This is a genomic window from Rhodococcus sp. (in: high G+C Gram-positive bacteria), from assembly GCF_049286785.1.
Classification (GTDB): Bacteria; Actinomycetota; Actinomycetes; order Mycobacteriales; family Mycobacteriaceae; genus Rhodococcus_F.
This window is the reverse complement of record NZ_JBAQEO010000481.1, coordinates 1-14,316: the sequence shown is the minus strand read 5'-3', so window position 1 is coordinate 14,316 and position 14,316 is coordinate 1. Positions and strand designations below refer to the sequence as shown.

Sequence of the window (14,316 nt, the reverse complement as noted above, 5' to 3'; positions counted from 1 at the left end):
CCCGCGTCGCCCAGCGCGTGTTGGCGATGGCCGCCGGCATCTGGCACAACTGGAACATCGGCGCCGCCGCCAAGCGATCATTGATCGCCTACGACCACTGATCCGTTCAAGGAATCAATCATCTAGGGCCGATCACCCACCGTCTCGCGCAGGTATGCCAAATCCTCCGCCAGGCCCTCGGCTGGCGTTTCGAGAATGACGGGTGCGCCTGCGGTCCGCACGACTTCGGCGAGTAGTGCGGGGTCGATGGTGCCCTCGGCGATGTTTGCGTGCCGGTCGCGGGCCGAGTTGAACTCGTCGCGGGAGTTGTTGAGGTGCACGAGGTCGATGCGCCCGGTGATCGCCTTGATCCGTTCCACCACGCCGACCAGTTCTTCGCCCCCCGCCCACGCGTGACAGGTGTCGAGACAGAATCCGGCACCGAGATCTCCCACCTCCTGCCAGAGGCGGTCGATGGCGTCGAAATGCCTGGCCATGGCGAAGTCACCGCCGGCGGTGTTCTCGATCAGGATCGGAACCGGGAAACCGCCCTTGTCCGCCTGCCGTTCGAACAGTTTGCGCCAGTTGACGATTCCCTCGTCCACATCCTCGCCGTCGCGGACATGCCCCCCGTGGACCACCAGACCGAAGGCGCCGATCGCGGCGGCTGCCTCGGCCTGCTGTGCGACGGCGGTACGCGACGGCATCCGGAGCCGATTGTTGAGACTGGCCACGTTGATCACGTACGACGAGTGCACCACCACGTCGATGGGGCTCTCGCGAATCTGGTCGGTGCGCGGATGCTCCGCCGGCTTGTTCCACTTCTGGGGGTCGGTGAGGAACATCTGGATGATGTCGGCGCCCAGCCGTTCGCCGTATCCGATCGGATCCTCGTCCTGCCGAACGTGTGCTCCTATGCGCATGCATTCAAGAGTAGGGGATATGAGGGTGCCGAAGCCGGTACTACGGGCTCACCAGACCTTGAACGCGGTGTCCGACACCGTGAATCCATGGCCCGCGTCGCTCTCGCAGGTAACGCCCGTTTTTTCGTCGACACGGCAGGTGAGGTCGTTCACTTCCAGTGTGCTGCCGTAGGGCAGTGCGGCGGACGACGAACCGTCGAGTGGGTAGTAGCGCGGATCTCCTGCACTCACGAACTGTCCGACCCCCGAACCCGTCACCTCGATGGCGTTGGGTGCCACCAGGAGGTCGGGAGCACCGGACCCGGGCACCCGTGGCGCCGTCGGAGGCATCGGCCCGTGGCATCCTGCCGTCGGCAGGTCGCCGCCGGTCAGTATCGCGCAGTGGAACTTGGCGCTGGGGGATGTGAAGTAGTAGCTCCCGTTCTCGGTGTCCCCGAACTTTCCTGGATCGGCCTTCGCGGCGGAGGTGGCCGTGGACGTCGAAGAGACGCCGGGCGCACGGCTGGTGGTGCTCGCCGCCGGTGGTGTCGTCGCCGGAGGTGTGGCCGGAACGGTGGTGTGCGTCGTCGACGGTGTGGGCGCTGGGGTGTCGACGGCCCCGGAGGCTGCCGATCCGGTTACCGACCGGCCGCAGGCGGTCACTATCAGCGCGGTCGCTACCAGGAGCGCTGCGCGCCTCGAATCGATCATGGGCGTCAGCTTAGAGCGGCGTCTGCAGCCGACCGGGAGCAAGCACACGCGGCACGCCGCCTCACGTCGTATCGTGTTGATCTCCGACTTGGAGGGCTGGACGTGGAGGGGCTGATGGACGACGTAGCGCGCTACATTCAATTGTTCGTTCCGATGCTGTGGCTCGGGATGGTGCTGGCGATCTCGTTTCTCGAGGCGCCGATCAAGTTCCGGGCGCCGGGGGTGACGCTGCCCATCGGGCTCGGTATCGGCAGGCTGGTGTTCCGGGCACTCAATACCGTTGAGGCGGTGCTTGCGATCGTCCTGCTCGCCGCGTGTGTGGTGTCGAGTCCGGGGACCACGGGGTGGGTATTGACGATCGTCACAGTGGCGGTGCTCGCAATCCAGCTCGGGGCGGTCCGTCCGCCCCTGACCCGGCGTTCGAACCGTGTTCTCGCAGGTGAGAATGCCCCGCGGTCACGGGTGCACTACGTGTACGTCGGTCTCGAGGTCGTGAAAGTGGGCTTCCTGATCGCCGTGGCGTTCGCGTTGACGTCCGCCGCCGCCTGATCTCGCCGACCCCGTCAGGAAGTTTCTGGAACAGTGGTGTCCTGTGCACTACCAGGAGGTCTGATGTCGCAGAGTGTGCCCGACCCCGAGGGATTCGAGACGGTGGACGAGCGTCGCGCCCGGATAACGTTCCATGTTCGGGAGTGGTGCGAACGAGCGCAGATGGCGGGGAGCCGTCCGGAGCTGTCCGATGACGCTGCGGTGTTGATCGCCGCAGGTCATCTGGGCGCAGCGACGCGACAGGTACTGATGAATCGCCGCGCTGCGGGCAGGGGTATCCCGACGATCGGCGGCTTCGGCGCGTTGCGCGCGTTGTCCGAGGAGTACGGGCGCACGCTCGACCGGTTGGCGACGCTCCGGCCGGGTCCTGCGCAGTTGCTGGTGAAATACCGGGTCACCGAACTGGGACGGCGACTCCAGGCCGTGCGGTCCGCGGTGGTGATGTCGAGCGCGCACTACGCCGCCGGCGTGCGCGCGATCCGGCGTGATCGGCGCGACGGAGTGCACCTGGACCTCGACCAGCGCGAGACGCTGTTCAGGGCATTACAGCAGACACCGGCGCCGATCACCGTCAGTGCGCTGGAGCGGGCCGGTAAGGCCACTCGGGCCGTGATGGCCGAGCGGCTCACCGAGGCGTCCGGCAAGACTGCCGCCGCGGCCCTGGGCCGCCGCGTGGCCGAGGCGATCGGACGGGGCGTCGATATGGAGCATGAGCGTTTCGCCGACCGCTACGACACCCTGCTCTTCATGGCAGGGACGCTGTTCGACCGTATCGAGGGATCGGCGGTGTGGCATTCGCAGTATTTCTCGGTCCAACGCCACCAACTCGATCTTGCGCAGGAATTGATGCAGATCGCCGTCGACACCGTTGCACTGCGCGGCATCGTGCACGAACTCCACGACGCCCTCGGCGCGACGCTGACCGAGGCGGGGAGGGAGCAGGTGCAACTGCGACAGCGTGCACTGAAACCGGTGTGGGATCAGTTGCTGGACCGCGTCGCCGCCCTCGCCCGGATAGGCGACCTGCTGTCGCAGGCCGAGCAGCAGTTGCGGTCCGTGATGGCGGTGAACCGGGCACAGAGCCTGGACAGCCGAATCGACGAACTCCTCGCCCGCAGCGGCGACCGCGAGTTGTCGGCCGAGAACACTCACTACGTCGGAGATCAGTTCGACGGTGTGGAAGAGCTCATGCTGACGTATCAGAGTGTGCTGTATGGGGACATCGCGGAACTCACAACGCGGCCCGCGAAACCGTGAGGTTTTCGCACGGTGACCGTAACGGTGTCAGCGGGGTAGTAACTCCGAGGTGATCGGGGCGTATCGGTTCTTTCCGACACTGGTCGAAAACACTGCTTCGATCGTAGGAGAACTGATGCTCAGCTCGGATTCGAAGACGGTCATCCGCGCGACCCTTCCGGTTGTGGGTGCGGCCATCGAAGAGATCACCACCGTGTTCTATTCCACCCTGTTCCGCGACGATCCGTCGCTGGAGCGCGACCTGTTCAATCGCAGCAATCAGGCGCAGGGCGATCAGCAGCGTGCGCTCGCCGGTGCCATCGCCTCGTTTGCCACCGTTCTGGTGGCCGATGACGCTCCGAGTCCCGATGCCATCCTCTCCAGGATCGCGAACAAGCATGCTTCGCTGGGTATTACGGAAGACCGGTATGGGCTCGTCCACGATCACCTGTTCGGTGCCATCGTGGAGGTCCTCGGCGAAGCGGTCACGCCCGAGGTGGCGTCGGCCTGGGACGAGGTGTACTGGCTCATGGCGAACGGCCTCATCGCCGTCGAGCGAGAGTTGTACGCCAGGGCGAACGTGGAGCCCGGTCAGGTGTGGCGGACGGTGCGGGTTTCGTCGCGGGTGCAGGAGTCGCCGGACTGCATCGCCCTCAGTCTCGAATCCGCTGGACCGGACGACCTGCCCGATTTCCTTCCGGGGCAGTATATCTCCGTGGCCGTCGTGCTGCCGGACGGAGCGCGGCAGATCCGTCAGTACAGTGTCACCCGGCCCTTCCCTGCACCGTCCTGGGTGAAGGAGCGGCGGAGGTTGCTGCGGCGGCGCCCGGAACCGGCCAGCGAGCCGATGCGCTGGCGAATCACGGTGAAAAAGGTGGAGCCCGTGCCCGCCGTACCCGAGCAGCAGGCTGTCCCGAACGTGTCGAACGTGATCCACGCCAACGTGTTCGAAGGGGACGAGCTGACGGTATCGCTGCCGTTCGGCAGTCTCACGCTGGACCGGAACGCCGACCCGGTGCTGCTCATCTCCGCCGGCATCGGCTGCACCCCGATGATCGGCATGTTGCACCACCTCGTCGACACGCAGGACCCGCGCCCGGTCTCGGTGATTCACGCCGACAGCTCACCCGCCGATCAACCGCACCGTGCAGAACTGACCGAACTGGTCGGCCGGCTGCCCACCGCGATCATGCAGAACTGGTACGAGGACCTGGGCCTGCGATCGCCGAGCGACGTCATGCGGGCCGGACGTGCCGACCTCGCCGACATCCCGCTAGCCGACGGAGTACGCGCCTACCTCTGCGGTCCTCTCGGCTTCATGCAGTCGATGCGGGAACAGCTCATCGACCGCGGTGTGCCCGGCACGAGCATCCACTATGAGGTGTTCGGCCCGGACCTCTGGCTGCAGGCCTGAGCTGTCGGGGAGGAGTCAGGTGCCGACCGCGTCGGAGAGCGTGGTCAGTTCGTCGATCTCCGACGAGGTCAGCGTCACGGCCGGTGCGTCGAGCAACGCCGGCAGTTGTTCGAGCCTGCTGGCGCTGGCGATCGGTGCCGTGATGCCGGGACGGGTCAGGAGCCAGGTGAGGGCGATGGTCGAGATCTCCGCGGAATGCGCGGCAGCGATCCGGCCGAGGGCATCGACCACCGCGAGGCCCGCGTCGGAGAAATACCGCTGGGCCATCCGCTGACGGGTGTGGCTGCCGAACTCCTCCACGGTCCGGTACTTGCCGGCGAGGAAGCCCGCGGCAAGGGAGTAGTAGGGGAATACGCCGAGGTCGTTCTCGACGGCGATCGCCTCGATCTCGGGTTCGTAGTCGCCCCGGTGTACCAGGTTGTAGTGGGGTTGCAGCGCGATGGGCGCCGTGAACCCGTTGTCGGCGGCGAGTGCCAGCCACTCGCGGATGCGGGCGGGTGAGTAGTTCGAGATGGCGATGTGGCGGACCAGACCGTCATGGACGAGTTGATCGAACGCGGCGAGCGACTCGACGAGGGGAGTCTCGGGGTCGTCGTAGTGGGCGAAGTAGACGTCGATGTAGTCGGTTCGGAGCCGGTTCAGTGATGCTTCCGCTGCGGCGCGGATATTGGCGGGCGCGAGTCCCGGGAAATCGGGATGCCGGCTCACCTTGGTGGCGATCACCATGTGGTCACGATCGCCGCGCGACGCCAGCCACCGCCCGAGGATGGTCTCGGACTCACCACCCGAATTACCTTGTGCGAATGCGGAATACGAGTCTGCGGTGTCGATGAAGTTTCCTCCACCGGCTGCGAAGGCATCGAGGATCTCGAAGGATGTCGCTTCGTCACTGGTCCAGCCGAACGTGTTACCGCCGAGGGCCAGGGGAAAGATGTTCAGATCCGACTTGCCGATCGCGACCACGAGGGCTCCGTTCCTAGTCGATGTGTCGAGCTGAAAGCGCCGAGTACGTGTGAGCGTGCGTACTCGGACGCTATCGCAGGCGGTCGCCACCCGCTGAATGCGTTGCCGGAGGAGCTGCCGGGGGACTCACCCTCGGGGCCGGTACTTTGAAGTCCTAGTATCTCCCCATGTGTCTCTACAGCAGGTAGCGATGCACAATGCAGACCGATGGAAGGGCACGTCATGAATTCTCCTGAACCGATCGTGGTGGTCGACGGCGCGAGGACTCCGATCGGCAGCTTCGGTGGCGCGTTCAAGGACGTGCCCGCACACGAACTGGGGGCGACCGCCGCGAAGGCCGCGCTGGAGCGCGCCGGGGTGTCGGGCGAGGACATCGACGAAGTGGTGATGGGCTGCATCGGCCAAGTCGGGCCGGACGCCTACAACGCCCGCCGCGTCGCGCTGGCCGCCGGGCTGCCCGAGCGCACCCCCGCCTACACCGTCAACCGCCTGTGCGGCAGCGGGCTGCAGGCCATCTGGTCGGCCGCGATGCAGATGCGCTGGGGCAGCGCGAGCATCACCCTGGCCGGCGGCGATGAGAACATGTCGCGGATGCCGTTCTACGACTTCGGCGCCCGGTCCGGCTACAAACTCGGCGACCGCAAGCTCGTCGACGGCACTGTGGGGATCCTGACCGATCCGTTCGGCGGCGTCCACATGGGCCGCACCGCCGAGGCCGTCGCCCGCAAATACGATGTCAGCCGCGAGCAGCAGGACGAGTTCGCCCTCGAATCGCAGCGCCGCGCCGCATCGGACGCCGCGAAGGCCGCGTTCGCCGAAGAGATCACCCCCGTCGAGATCGGTGGCCGTCGTCCGGTCACCGTCGACACCGACGAGCACCCCAAGCCCGGCACCACCCTCGAGACGCTGGCCAAGCTGCGCCCTGCGTTCGAGGAAGGCGGCTCGGTCACCGCAGGTAACGCGTCCGGCATCAACGACGGGGCCGCGGCAGTCGTCCTGGCTACGCAGTCGGCCGCGCAGGAGAAGGGCCTCACCGGGCTTGTCACACTCGAGGCGGTCGCGACGGCGGCGATGGACCCGGGGCTCATGGGTTACGCCCCCGTGCTGGCGTTGCGCAACCTGTTCGAGCAGACCGGAACCACCCCCGGCGACATCGACGTGGTGGAGCTGAACGAGGCGTTCGCGTCGCAGGCGGTCGCGGTGATCCGGGACGCCAAGCTCGACCCGGAGAAGACCAACCCGTACGGCGGCGCCATCGCACTCGGCCACCCGGTCGGTGCCACCGGTGCCATCCTCAGTCTGCGCGTCGCGAAGGACCTGGTCCGTCGCGACCTCGAGCTCGGCATCGTCACCATGTGCATCGGTGGCGGCCAGGCCCTCGCAGCCCTGTTCCGGCGTATCTGAGAGTAGGACCGAGATGAAGAAGCACGTTCCCTCCTGGTACGACGACGAGGTCAAGGCGCTGTCGGAACTCGCCGTCGCGTTCTTCGAACGAGAAGTGGTCGCGCACAACGAGAAGTGGGATGCGCAGCGCCACATCGATCGTGACGTATGGCGCAAGGCCGGCGAGCTCGGTCTGCTGTGCTGTTCGGTTCCCGAGCAGTACGGCGGAGGCGGTGGTACCTACGCCCACGACCTCGCCGTGTTCGAGGCCCAGGGATATGCCGGTGACCTCGCTTTCGGTATCGCCGTGCACAGCGGTATCGTCCCGCACTACATCGTCGAATACGGTACCGAGGAACAGAAGAAGACCTGGCTGCCGGGAATGGCGTCGGGGGAGATCCTCGGTGCGATCGGCATGACCGAGCCCGGTGCGGGCTCGGACCTCAAGGCCATCAAGACCACCGCGATCCGCGACGGCGACGAGTACGTGGTCAACGGTTCCAAGACGTTCATCACCAACGGCTCCTCGGCCGATGTGATCGTCATGGCCGTCAAGACCGACCCGAAGGCCGGTGCCAAGGGTGTGTCGATGCTGATCGTGGATCTGCGTGACTGCCCCGGTTTCGCCGTCGGACGCGTCCTCGACAAGGTGGGTCAGCACGGCGCCGACACGTCCGAACTGTCGTTCACCGACGTCCGGGTGCCCGTCGAGAACCTTCTCGGCGACTCCGAGGGACAGGGTTTCGGGCAGCTCATGGCGCAGCTCGTGCAGGAGCGGCTCATCATCGGCGCGCAGGCGTCCGGCGCGATGAAGCGTGCGGTGGAGGATACCGTCGCGTACACGAAAGCGCGGCAGGCGTTCGGGCACAGCCTCTTCGAGTTCCAGAACACCGCGTTCGAACTTGCCGAGTGCCAGACCATCGCCCGCACCTGCCAGGTGTTCCTCGACCACTGCGTCGAGGCGCACCTGCGCGGTGAACTCGACCCGTCCGAGGCGGCGATGGTCAAGTACTGGCTGACCGAGAAGCAGTGCGAGGTCATCGACCGCTGTGTCCAGTTGCATGGTGGCTACGGCTACATGCGCGAGTACCTCATCGCCCGCATGTACGAGGACGCCCGCGTCCAGAAGATCTACGCCGGCGCCAACGAGGTAATGAAGGGCATCATCGCGAAGTCGCTGTAACCGCCCGTCGTCCCGCCCCGCCATTTCGCCCAATGTCACATCGGTTCAGTTTGACTGCACGAGTGTGACATTGGGCGATGTGCGTCGTCACCCCGCCGCTGACCCAATGTGGCATCGGTTCAGTCTGACTGCACCACTGTGACATTGGACGCGACGGCGAGGGATGGGGCGGCGGGAAATGCGGGCGCGGAGGCGGGGTCGGGGCGGGGTTCGGTGGATACGGAGAAGTCTGTTCCGTCGAATCGGGCCAGCCGTTTCCGCATGCGGTCGGTGGACCACGGCCAGTTGAAGCTGTTGCGTCCGTTGACGTCCAGAAAGTAGCTCTGGCATCCGCCGGCATTGTAGACGGTGGTGGCGAGGGCCTTCTGAACCTGTGAGTTGAACTCTTCCTGGACGTCCCGGCGGGGTTCGATTCGCGTCCAGCCCTTGGCGCGGATCTCGGTGAGCGCCTGCGCGAGATAGGTCAGTTGCGCCTCGAGAATCATGAATGCCGACGTGTGTCCGGTGCCGAGTGCGGGTCCGAGGAGCACGAACGCGTTGGGGAAGCCGGCGACGGTGGTGCCGAGATAGGCCTGCGGGCTCCCCTGCCAGTGATCGTCGAGGCTGCGCCCCTCCGCGTCGAAGATTCTGGCGCCGATCGGCATGTCGAGGATGTGGAATCCTGTGCCGAAGATGATGGCGTCCACCTCACGTTCCTCACCGTCGGCCCCGACGACGACGTTGCCGCGCACGGAGGCGACGGCATTCGAATGCACCTCGACGTTCGGTCGGGTGAGCGCGGGGTAGTAGGTGTTGGACAGCAACAGGCGCTTGCAGCCGAGTGTGTAGTTCGGGGTCAAGGCGTTGCGTAGCTGCGAGTTTCGCACCTGGGCCCGGAGTTGCGCTTTGCCGATCTGCTGGATGATCCGCAGGATCCACGGGTGCCGGAATCCGAGTCCGAGCGACTCCATGATCGCGTACTCGACTTTTCGCAGGGCCCGGACGGCTCCGGGGATGCGTCGCAGGATCGACCGCTCGACGCCGGGCAGGGTGTGATCGGGTTTCGGCAGCACCCACTGTGCGGTGCGCTGGTAGAGATGCAGCGCACCGACTTTCGGCTGGATCGCGGGAACGAACTGCACGGCGGATGCTCCGGTGCCGACGACGGCGACCCGCTTGTCCGTCAAGTCGTACGTATGGTTCCAGCGGGACGAGTGGAAGACCTCGCCCGGGAAGGTATCGAGTCCCGGGATCTCGGGAACGAGGGGTTCGTTCCACGGTCCGGCAGCCGCGACGAGAACGTCGGCCGTGAACGTACCGGTGGTCGTGTGCACGGTCCACCGGCGTGTGTCGTCGCTCCACTGTGCACGCTGCATCTCGGTGCCGAACCGCACGTGCGCGAACACCTCGTACTCGGCGGCCGTGAGTTCGATGTATCGGCGGATCTCTTCTTGACCCGCGAACAACCGGGACCATCCACGGTTGGGTGCGAACGAGTAGGAATAGAGGGCGGACGGGACATCGCAAGCACAACCGGGGTAGGTGTTGTCACGCCAGGTGCCGCCGACCGCGTCACCTTTCTCGAGGATCGCGAATTCTCGAATGCCGTTTTGCTTCAGGGTGATCGCGGCGCCGATTCCGGAGATGCCGGCGCCGACGACGAGAACCTCGTAGTGCCGTGTGGGGGCGCTGAGATGTATGTCACTCGAAGTCATACCTAAAGTTACCACTTCGAATCCGCACCCCGTTTGCATGCGTCGCACCCGATCGATCGGGTGCGACGCATGCAGTACGTCCGCGGATCAGGCCCGGTCGGAAGAGTAACCCCACAGCCAGTCGGTGTACTTGTAGCTCGAGGTGTCTCGGGTACGGAACAGCTCGTTACGCGCGATGCGCGCGGTGCCGTCGAGGTGCCACAGTTCGCCCCACATGCGGCCGGTGGTGAGAATGCGGTTGCACCGCGGTGCGCGCTCCTCGTTGACCTCTTTCAGGATCTGCGGCCAGCCGGCGTTGTCGCCACCGGCGGCGTAATCCTCGTCGGCGTAGTCGGCCAGGCACTTGGCATCTTCGATCGCCATGACCGCGCCCGACGCCAGGTACTGCAGCGGCGGATGGGCGGCATCACCGAGCAGGATCATCCGGCCGTCGACCCAGTTGTCGATGGGCTCACGGTCGTACATCGGCCACCAGCGGTCCTTCCACAGGTAGCCGAGGCCGCGGCGCACGTTGTCATGGCAGTTGGCGTAGGCCTGCTCGAGTTCCTCCGGGCCGCCCCAGTTCTCGACTCCCTGCTTGTAGCCGGGCGACTGGAAGACCGCCACCTGGTTCAGCATTTCGCCCCCGCGCAGGGGGTACTGGATGAAATGGCAGAACGGGCCGATGTAGCCGACAACATCTTCGATGTCCTCTTCGAGTTCCACCTCGTGGTACGGGGTGGTACCGCGGTAGGCGGCGTAGCCGGAGGAGACGGGCTGATCGTCGGAGAGCTTCTTGCGCAGGCGGGACTTCAGGCCGTCCATTCCCAGGACGACCTCGGCTTCGTGGGTCCGGCCGTCGTCGGTGCTGACGACCACCTTGTCGCCCTCGGTCACCGCGTCGGTGACGGTGATGCCCGTGTGCAGTTGGGCACCGGCCGCGCGGGCGGCATTGATGAGGGTGGCGTGCAGATCACTGCGATGGGTGACGAAGTACGGTCCTCCGTACCGTGCCCGGAACTCGGTGCCCAGGTCGATCTTGGTGAGCACCTCCGCGGTGAGGGCGTCCCGGAACACGATGTTCTTGGGCAGGTAGCCCTGTGCGAGCGCCTCGTCGAGCACGCCCCACGAGTCGAGGATGCGGGCACCGTGAGGACCTATCTGCAGCCCAGCGCCGACCTCTCCGAATTGCGTCGCTCGCTCGAACAGCGTCACGTCGGCGCCCTTTTTCGCGAGGGCGAGCGCGTTGGCGGCGCCGCCGATGCCGCCGCCGGCGATGATGATGCGGGCGCCTGAGAGGTTCGACATGGGGTCTCCTGTGATTCGTTGTGCAGGTGGGGAGTGGGCTTTCAGTGGGCGAGGACCGGCGTCCGGGTTGTGTCGTGGCCGGTCGAGAAGTACTGCCAGATCACCGTCAGCAGCAGGGAGGCGACGAGTGCACTGGCACCGAAGAGGATGAAGTTCGAATTGGCTCCCAGGCCGGCCGCCAGCAACCAGCCGCCGATCTGCGGGGCGGCGACGGCGCCGATGCGTCCGACGCCGAGCGCCCAGCCGAGGGCGGTGCCTCGCAGGTGATCAGGGTAGTACGAGGCTACCGCGGCGATGATCAGGCACTGCGTTCCGTGGGTGCCGACACCCGCGATCACGAAGATGACGTAGACCAACGCGACGGGCGGGCCGAGAAGTAGTGCGAGGAGGGCGATTCCGGCCAGAAGTGCGGCAAAGACACTGGTCGGGACGGTGCCGAAACGCACACCGCCCCAGGCGGTGATGAAGGATCCCGCGACCGCGCCGAGATTGAGGGCGAGCGCGAAGGTGAGCGCACTGCCGAGGTCGGTGCCCTCGCCCTGCATGAGCTTGGGCAGCCAGGTGCCGAGCCCGTACCACGCGAGCAGTGTCACCACGGTGGCGAGGGCGAACATGATGCTGATGGCACGGAACCGGGTACCGAGGAGCGCGCCGAACCCTCTCTCGGGATGATCCGGGCCCGCCTGGGTGACGGTGCGATCCGGAAGCGTCTTGATGGCAAGGGGCACGAGGATGACGAGCGGGATCAACGCGAACAGGAACATCGGCTGCCAGCCCCAGTTGGGGATCACCGGAATGCCGAGCAGTGCCGCGATCGACCCGCCGATGGGAACACCCGACATCATCATGGTCGCGATGGCGGCGCGCCACTTGGGAGTGATCAGTTCCGCAGCGAGAGCGTTCGACGTCGGAACTAGTCCACCCAGCCCGAGACCGGCGATGAGCCGGAGAGCACCGAACATCACCGGCCCGGTCGCGAGGGCGCAGAGTGCGGTGAAGAGGGAGAGCACGATGGCGCATCCGATTACCGCGCGCTTGCGGCCGACGACGTCGGAAAGCCGGCCGGCGAGAACTGCGCCGATCATCATGCCGAGGAATGCCAGGCTGCCGAGGGTTCCGGCAGTGGAGGCGCTGATGCCCCACTCGTCCTGCAGGCTGGGGATCACATTGCCGTAGACGATCAGGTCGTAGCCGTCGAAGACGACGAACATCCAGCACACGATCACGGCGATCGTCGCTTTCCGATCCAGTCCGATCGGGTTTTTCTCACCGGCGGCGGTGGTGTCGAAATGCGGCATGGATACAACCGTGATCCGGCGCACATGCGGAACGCAATATAGTTCTTCTGTGCAGAAAAGAACCTCGAAAGTGAAGAAGGCGATCGAGCGGCCCACCTACATGCTGGAGTCCGTCGACAACGCCCTGCGTCTCCTGCAGATGCTGCGCGACGTCGGCGGACTGCGCCTGAAGGATGCGGCCAAGGAACTCGACATCGCCCCGTCCACGGCGCACCGGCTGTTCGCCATGCTGATCTACCGAGGGTTCGCGGTTCAGGACGAGAAACGGGTGTATCACCCCGGGGCGGCGCTGGGTGCCGGACCGGCGCAACGCGGTTGGACGCGTGAGTTCAACGACGTGTGCCGTCCGCACATGGAGGCGCTGGCCGTGCAGTGCCGTGAAACGGTGAATCTGGTGATCAGGGTGGGTACGCAAGCCCGGTTCCTGTCGTCCGCCGAATCGACGTCCATGTTGCGTGTGGGCGATCGCCAGGGGCAGATCCTCCCGGCCGAACTCACCGCCGGCGGTCGAATCCTGCTGGCAGAACTGCCCCGTGACATGCTCGAACAGCTGTATCTGCTTCCCGACGGGCTGACCGAAACGGACCTCGATCCGGGCGACCGGCGGCTGCCGGCCGACAGGTTCGAGGTGTTTTGCCGCGAACTTGCTGCGGCGCGGGCGGTGGGTTTCGCGGTCAATATGGAAAGGACGGAGGAAGGGGTCGGGGCCTTCGGGGTCGCGGTGCGCAATCGCACCGGCCTGGCCATCGGCGCCATCACGGTCGCTGTGCCGATCACGCGGTTCCGCGAGCATTCCCACGGGCCGCTCGTGTCGCAGATGAAGAATGCGATCCGCGAACTCGAGGTGGAGGTGGCCGGCATCGAGCCCTGATCATTAGTTCTGCAGAGAAGAAACTTGTATGCCGGTCTCGGCGGTGCGACGTAGCGTTGCCCTCAACGGTTTTCCGTGACCTGTGGCACAGCCCGCAGCGCAGCACCGAGGAGACACACCGACAATGACGACTACCGAGCATCGAACCGAAGACCCCGAGCTCGATCAGCTGTACCGAGATTTCGAGGCGGAGCACCTGAACCCGCTGTGGACCCAGCTCGGTGACCTCATGCCGATGGCCCCCACGTCCAAGGCGATCCCATTCGTCTGGCGCTGGAGCAACCTGTATCCGCTCGCGCAACGCGCCGGCGACCTCGTTCCCGTGGGGCGCGGCGGCGAGCGTCGCGCCATCGCCCTGGCGAATCCGGGGCTCGGCGGCGTCCCGTACATCACTCCCACGTTGTGGGCGGCGATTCAGTACCTCGGCCCGAAAGAGACTGCGCCTGAACATCGTCACAGCCAGAACGCCTTCCGCTTCGTCGTCGAGGGTGAGGGTGTGTGGACGGTCGTCAACGGAGACCCCGTGGCGATGCGCCGCGGCGACTTCCTGCTGACCCCGGGCTGGAATTTCCACGGCCACCACAACGAGACCGATCAGCCGATGGCCTGGATCGACGGTCTCGACATCCCGTTCGTCCACTACACCGACACCGGGTTCTTCGAGTTCGGTTCCGACGGCGTCACCGACGAGGGAACTCCCGACGTGTCCCGGTCCGAGCGGCTATGGGCGCATCCGGGACTGCGCCCGCTGGTGGGCCTCGACGCCAAGACCAGCTCGCCGATCGCCGCGTACCGCTGGGAGCACACCGACGCCGCGCTGCGAGAGCAGTTGGCGCTCGAGGACGA

13 protein-coding genes and 1 pseudogene are annotated in these 14,316 nt (G+C 65.9%); 8 read left to right on the top strand and 6 right to left on the bottom strand.

Features of this window, described 5'->3' with window-relative positions; translation table 11 throughout:
* Nucleotides 1-101: pseudogene (locus WAW17_RS17335) on the top strand (IS982 family transposase); the annotation flags it as partial.
* 21 nt (nucleotides 102-122) lie between these two features.
* Here the strand turns inward: WAW17_RS17335 and WAW17_RS17330 are convergent.
* Both WAW17_RS17330 and WAW17_RS17325 read right to left on the bottom strand, forming a co-directional pair.
* Nucleotides 123-902, bottom strand: a complete 780-nt coding sequence (locus WAW17_RS17330; protein WP_422334171.1) for a deoxyribonuclease IV — start codon at nucleotides 900-902, stop codon at nucleotides 123-125.
* Nucleotides 903-950: 48 nt separating this feature from the next.
* The gene (locus WAW17_RS17325; RefSeq protein ID WP_422334170.1) at nucleotides 951-1,592 is read right to left on the bottom strand and encodes a hypothetical protein; all 642 of its coding nucleotides are present in this window, start codon (nucleotides 1,590-1,592) and stop codon (nucleotides 951-953) included.
* Nucleotides 1,593-1,706: 114 nt separating this feature from the next.
* Here WAW17_RS17325 and WAW17_RS17320 point away from each other — a divergent pair, with 114 nt between their 5' ends.
* The 3 genes from WAW17_RS17320 to WAW17_RS17310 all read left to right on the top strand — a co-directional run bounded on the left by WAW17_RS17320 (nucleotide 1,707) and on the right by WAW17_RS17310 (nucleotide 4,791).
* Nucleotides 1,707-2,141: a hypothetical protein gene (locus WAW17_RS17320; RefSeq protein ID WP_422334169.1), complete on the top strand. Its 435-nt coding sequence runs from the start codon at nucleotides 1,707-1,709 to the stop codon at nucleotides 2,139-2,141.
* Nucleotides 2,142-2,204: 63 nt separating this feature from the next.
* Nucleotides 2,205-3,398: a hypothetical protein gene (locus WAW17_RS17315; protein WP_422334168.1), complete on the top strand. Its 1,194-nt coding sequence runs from the start codon at nucleotides 2,205-2,207 to the stop codon at nucleotides 3,396-3,398.
* A 115-nt stretch (nucleotides 3,399-3,513) separates the two neighbouring features.
* Nucleotides 3,514-4,791 (top strand): globin domain-containing protein, encoded by a 1,278-nt coding sequence (locus WAW17_RS17310; protein WP_422334167.1) that lies wholly within the window; start codon nucleotides 3,514-3,516, stop codon nucleotides 4,789-4,791.
* 15 nt (nucleotides 4,792-4,806) lie between these two features.
* Here WAW17_RS17310 and WAW17_RS17305 read toward each other — a convergent pair whose 3' ends face one another.
* Nucleotides 4,807-5,754 (bottom strand): aldo/keto reductase, encoded by a 948-nt coding sequence (locus tag WAW17_RS17305; protein ID WP_422334166.1) that lies wholly within the window; start codon nucleotides 5,752-5,754, stop codon nucleotides 4,807-4,809.
* Between the two features lie 222 nt (nucleotides 5,755-5,976).
* On the opposite strand from WAW17_RS17305, the gene WAW17_RS17300 reads away from it, so the two are divergent.
* Together WAW17_RS17300 and WAW17_RS17295 are read left to right on the top strand one after the other, a co-directional pair.
* Nucleotides 5,977-7,158 (top strand): thiolase family protein, encoded by a 1,182-nt coding sequence (locus WAW17_RS17300; protein ID WP_422334165.1) that lies wholly within the window; start codon nucleotides 5,977-5,979, stop codon nucleotides 7,156-7,158.
* Between the two features lie 13 nt (nucleotides 7,159-7,171).
* Nucleotides 7,172-8,320: an acyl-CoA dehydrogenase family protein gene (locus WAW17_RS17295; RefSeq protein ID WP_422334164.1), complete on the top strand. Its 1,149-nt coding sequence runs from the start codon at nucleotides 7,172-7,174 to the stop codon at nucleotides 8,318-8,320.
* 119 nt (nucleotides 8,321-8,439) lie between these two features.
* Here WAW17_RS17295 and WAW17_RS17290 read toward each other — a convergent pair whose 3' ends face one another.
* The 3 genes from WAW17_RS17290 to WAW17_RS17280 all read right to left on the bottom strand — a co-directional run bounded on the left by WAW17_RS17290 (nucleotide 8,440) and on the right by WAW17_RS17280 (nucleotide 12,599).
* Nucleotides 8,440-10,014 (bottom strand): flavin-containing monooxygenase, encoded by a 1,575-nt coding sequence (locus tag WAW17_RS17290; protein ID WP_422334163.1) that lies wholly within the window; start codon nucleotides 10,012-10,014, stop codon nucleotides 8,440-8,442.
* Nucleotides 10,015-10,101: 87 nt separating this feature from the next.
* Nucleotides 10,102-11,301 (bottom strand): FAD-dependent monooxygenase, encoded by a 1,200-nt coding sequence (locus WAW17_RS17285; protein WP_422334162.1) that lies wholly within the window; start codon nucleotides 11,299-11,301, stop codon nucleotides 10,102-10,104.
* Nucleotides 11,302-11,342: 41 nt separating this feature from the next.
* Nucleotides 11,343-12,599: an MFS transporter gene (locus WAW17_RS17280; RefSeq protein ID WP_422334161.1), complete on the bottom strand. Its 1,257-nt coding sequence runs from the start codon at nucleotides 12,597-12,599 to the stop codon at nucleotides 11,343-11,345.
* A gap of 100 nt (nucleotides 12,600-12,699) precedes the next feature.
* Between WAW17_RS17280 and WAW17_RS17275 the strand changes: the two genes are divergently transcribed.
* Nucleotides 12,700-13,470 (top strand): IclR family transcriptional regulator, encoded by a 771-nt coding sequence (locus WAW17_RS17275; protein WP_422334172.1) that lies wholly within the window; start codon nucleotides 12,700-12,702, stop codon nucleotides 13,468-13,470.
* A 124-nt stretch (nucleotides 13,471-13,594) separates the two neighbouring features.
* A partial coding sequence (locus WAW17_RS17270) for a cupin domain-containing protein (RefSeq protein WP_422334160.1) occupies nucleotides 13,595-14,316 on the top strand: 722 nt, incomplete at its 3' end.

What these genes read in the sequence shown, in the direction of transcription:
- WAW17_RS17310 (WP_422334167.1), top strand. Translation starts at nt 3,514, where the DNA reads ATGCTCAGCTCGGATTCGAAGACGGTCATCCGCGCGACCCTTCCGGTT.
- WAW17_RS17325 (WP_422334170.1), bottom strand. Translation starts at nt 1,592, where the DNA reads ATGATCGATTCGAGGCGCGCAGCGCTCCTGGTAGCGACCGCGCTGATA.
- WAW17_RS17330 (WP_422334171.1), bottom strand. Translation starts at nt 902, where the DNA reads ATGCGCATAGGAGCACACGTTCGGCAGGACGAGGATCCGATCGGATAC.
- WAW17_RS17300 (WP_422334165.1), top strand. Translation starts at nt 5,977, where the DNA reads ATGAATTCTCCTGAACCGATCGTGGTGGTCGACGGCGCGAGGACTCCG.
- WAW17_RS17295 (WP_422334164.1), top strand. Translation starts at nt 7,172, where the DNA reads ATGAAGAAGCACGTTCCCTCCTGGTACGACGACGAGGTCAAGGCGCTG.
- WAW17_RS17275 (WP_422334172.1), top strand. Translation starts at nt 12,700, where the DNA reads ATGCTGGAGTCCGTCGACAACGCCCTGCGTCTCCTGCAGATGCTGCGC.
- WAW17_RS17280 (WP_422334161.1), bottom strand. Translation starts at nt 12,599, where the DNA reads ATGCCGCATTTCGACACCACCGCCGCCGGTGAGAAAAACCCGATCGGA.
- WAW17_RS17290 (WP_422334163.1), bottom strand. Translation starts at nt 10,014, where the DNA reads ATGACTTCGAGTGACATACATCTCAGCGCCCCCACACGGCACTACGAG.
- WAW17_RS17315 (WP_422334168.1), top strand. Translation starts at nt 2,205, where the DNA reads ATGTCGCAGAGTGTGCCCGACCCCGAGGGATTCGAGACGGTGGACGAG.
- WAW17_RS17320 (WP_422334169.1), top strand. Translation starts at nt 1,707, where the DNA reads ATGGACGACGTAGCGCGCTACATTCAATTGTTCGTTCCGATGCTGTGG.
- WAW17_RS17285 (WP_422334162.1), bottom strand. Translation starts at nt 11,301, where the DNA reads ATGTCGAACCTCTCAGGCGCCCGCATCATCATCGCCGGCGGCGGCATC.